Source organism: Apilactobacillus kunkeei (assembly GCF_005930975.1).
Lineage (GTDB): Bacteria > Bacillota > Bacilli > Lactobacillales > Lactobacillaceae > Apilactobacillus > Apilactobacillus kunkeei_E.
Map to the genome: position 1 here is coordinate 1 of NZ_VBSE01000026.1, position 3,260 is coordinate 3,260.

The window sequence follows — 3,260 nt, forward strand, 5'->3', positions numbered from 1 at the left end:
TACTTGGTTCTTTGAAAACTAGATATTATTTAATTTCTATATTGAATTTGTATAAAAATACAATTTCAACCGAGAACACCGCGTTATTTTGAGTTTTAAAATATTAGTTTATTCGTAAATACTCAACTAACCAAACATCACGTAGTGATGAAATAGGTTAAGTTATGAAGGGCGCATGGTGGATGCCTTGGCACTAGGAGCCGATGAAGGACGGGACTAACACCGATATGCTTCGGGGAGCTGTACGTAAGCTTTGATCCGGAGATTTCCGAATGAGGAAACTCGATAATCTTAATCGATTATCACCAGCTAGAGAATACATATCTAGTTTGGGGGCAGACGTGGGGAACTGAAACATCTAAGTACCCACAGGAAGAGAAAGAAATTTCGATTCCCTAAGTAGCGGCGAGCGAACGGGGAACAGCTCAAACCAAAGAGCTTGCTCTTTGGGGTTGTAGGACTGAACATTTGAGTTACCAAGTTAATTGATAGTCGAATTATCTGGGAAGTTAAGCGAGACAGGGTGATAGCCCCGTAGGCGAAATCAATTAACCTCAGTTCAGGATCCTGAGTACGGCGACACACGTGAAACGTCGTCGGAATCCGGGAGGACCATCTCCCAAAGCTAAATACTCCCTAGTGACCGATAGTGAACCAGTACCGTGAGGGAAAGGTGAAAAGCACCCCGGAAGGGGAGTGAAATAGTTCCTGAAACCATGTGCCTACAAGCAGTCAGAGCCCGTTAATGGGTGATGGCGTGCCTCTTGTAGAATGAACCGGCGAGTTATGCTAACATGCAAGGTTAAGGCGAAAAGTCCGGAGCCGTAGCGAAAGCGAGTCTGAATAGGGCGTTACAGTATGTTGGGATAGACCCGAAACCAGGTGATCTACCCATGTTCAGGCTGAAAGTGCGGTAAAACGCACCGGAGGGCCGAACCCGTGTACGTTGAAAAGTGCTGGGATGAAATGTGGGTAGCGGTGAAATTCCAAACGAACTTGGAGATAGCTGGTTCTCTCCGAAATAGCTTTAGGGCTAGCCTCGGACTTAGAATCATGGAGGTAGAGCACTGTTTGGGTGAGGGGCCCGTCATGGGTTACTAAATTCAGATAAACTCCGAATACCATTGATTTATATGTCCGGGAGTCAGACGATGAGTGATAAGATCCACCGTCGAAAGGGGAACAGCCCAGACCACCAATTAAGGTCCCTAAATATATGCTGAGTGGAAAAGGATGTGGAGTTGCATAGACAACTAGGATGTTGGCTCAGAAGCAGCCACCATTTAAAGAGTGCGTAATAGCTCACTAGTCGAGTGATTCTGCGCCGAAAATTTACCGGGGCTAAGCATATTACCGAGATTGTGGACATGACGTAGTCATGTGATAGGAGAGCGTTCTAAGGGCAACGAAGGTAGACCGTAAGGACTGCTGGAGCGCTTAGAAGTGAGAATGCCGGTATGAGTAGCGAAAGAATAGTGAGAATCTATTCCACCGATTGACTAAGGTTTCCTGGGGAAGGCTCGTCCTCCCAGGGTAAGTCGGGACCTAAGCCGAGGCCTAGAGGCGTAGGCGATGGATAACAGGTTGAGATTCCTGTACTAGTTAATTATGTTTGAGCGATGGAGGGACGTAGAAGGCTAACCTGTGCGCACTGTTGGATATGTGCGTTCAAGCAGTAAGTCAGGTAATGAGTGAAATGCTTGTTACCGTGTTGACAAGCTGTGATGAGGATCGAAATAAAGTAGAGAAGTGGGCCATGTCACGCTACCGAGAAAAGCTTCTAGTGAGTAATTAACTACCCGTACCGCAAACCGACACAGGTAGTCAAGGAGAGTATCCTAAGGTGAGCGAGTGAACTCTCGTTAAGGAACTCGGCAAAATGACCCCGTAACTTCGGGAGAAGGGGTGCTGCACGCAAGTGCAGCCGCAGTGAAAAGGCTCAGGCGACTGTTTATCAAAAACACAGGTTTCTGCAAAATCGTAAGATGAAGTATAGGGGCTGACGCCTGCCCGGTGCTGGAAGGTTAAGTGGATGAGTTAGCTTCGGCGAAGCCCAGAAACGAAGCCCCAGTAAACGGCGGCCGTAACTATAACGGTCCTAAGGTAGCGAAATTCCTTGTCGGGTAAGTTCCGACCCGCACGAAAGGCGTAACGATCTGAGCACTGTCTCAACGAGAGACTCGGTGAAATTGAGATACCTGTGAAGAAGCAGGTTACCCGCGACAGGACGGAAAGACCCCATGGAGCTTTACTGTAATTTGATATTGGGTGTTGACATAGCTTGTACAGGATAGGTAGGAGCCGTGGAAACCGGGACGCTAGTTTCGGTGGAGGCATTGTTGGGATACTACCCTCGCTGTGCTAACACTCTAACCCGCACCACTTATCGTGGTGGGAGACAGTGTCTGATTGGCAGTTTGACTGGGGCGGTCGCCTCCTAAACAGTAACGGAGGCGCCCAAAGGTTCCCTCAGAATGGTTGGAAATCATTCTTCGAGTGTAAAGGCAAAAGGGAGCTTGACTGCGAGACAGACAGGTCGAGCAGGGACGAAAGTCGGGCTTAGTGATCCGGTGGTACCGTATGGAAGGGCCATCGCTCAACGGATAAAAGCTACCCTGGGGATAACAGGCTTATCTCCCCCAAGAGTTCACATCGACGGGGAGGTTTGGCACCTCGATGTCGGCTCATCGCATCCTGGGGCTGTAGTTGGTCCCAAGGGTTGGGCTGTTCGCCCATTAAAGCGGTACGCGAGCTGGGTTCAGAACGTCGTGAGACAGTTCGGTCCCTATCCGTCGCGGGCGTAGGAAATTTGAGGGGAGCTGTCTCTAGTACGAGAGGACCGAGATGGACATACCGCTGGTGTACCAGTTGTCCCGCCAGGGGCATCGCTGGGTAGCTATGTATGGATGAGATAAACGCTGAAAGCATCTAAGTGTGAAACCGACCTCAAGATGAAATTTCCCATTCCTTTATGGAAGTAAGACCCCTAAGAGATGATTAGGTAGATAGGCTAGAAGTGGAAGTGCAGTGATGTATGGAGCGGACTAGTACTAATTGGTCGAGGACTTAACCAAGTAAGGTAGTAATCGGAAGAAATAAATAATATCTAGTTTTGAGAGAACGAAGTTCTTTCAGATAAATAGTGTGGTGGCGATAGCTAGAAGGATACACCTGTTCCCATGCCGAACACAGAAGTTAAGCTTCTAAACGCCGATAGTAGTTGAGGGATCGCCCTCTGCAAGGGTAGGAAGTTGCCGCGC

Annotated in this window: 2 rRNA genes; both read left to right on the forward strand. The window is 48.5% G+C overall.

Annotated features, from left to right (window positions below):
* Positions 1–155 precede the first annotated feature (155 nt).
* Positions 156–3,074 (forward strand): 23S ribosomal RNA (locus FD688_RS00105).
* A gap of 69 nt (positions 3,075–3,143) precedes the next feature.
* Positions 3,144–3,260 (forward strand): 5S ribosomal RNA (gene rrf, locus FD688_RS00110).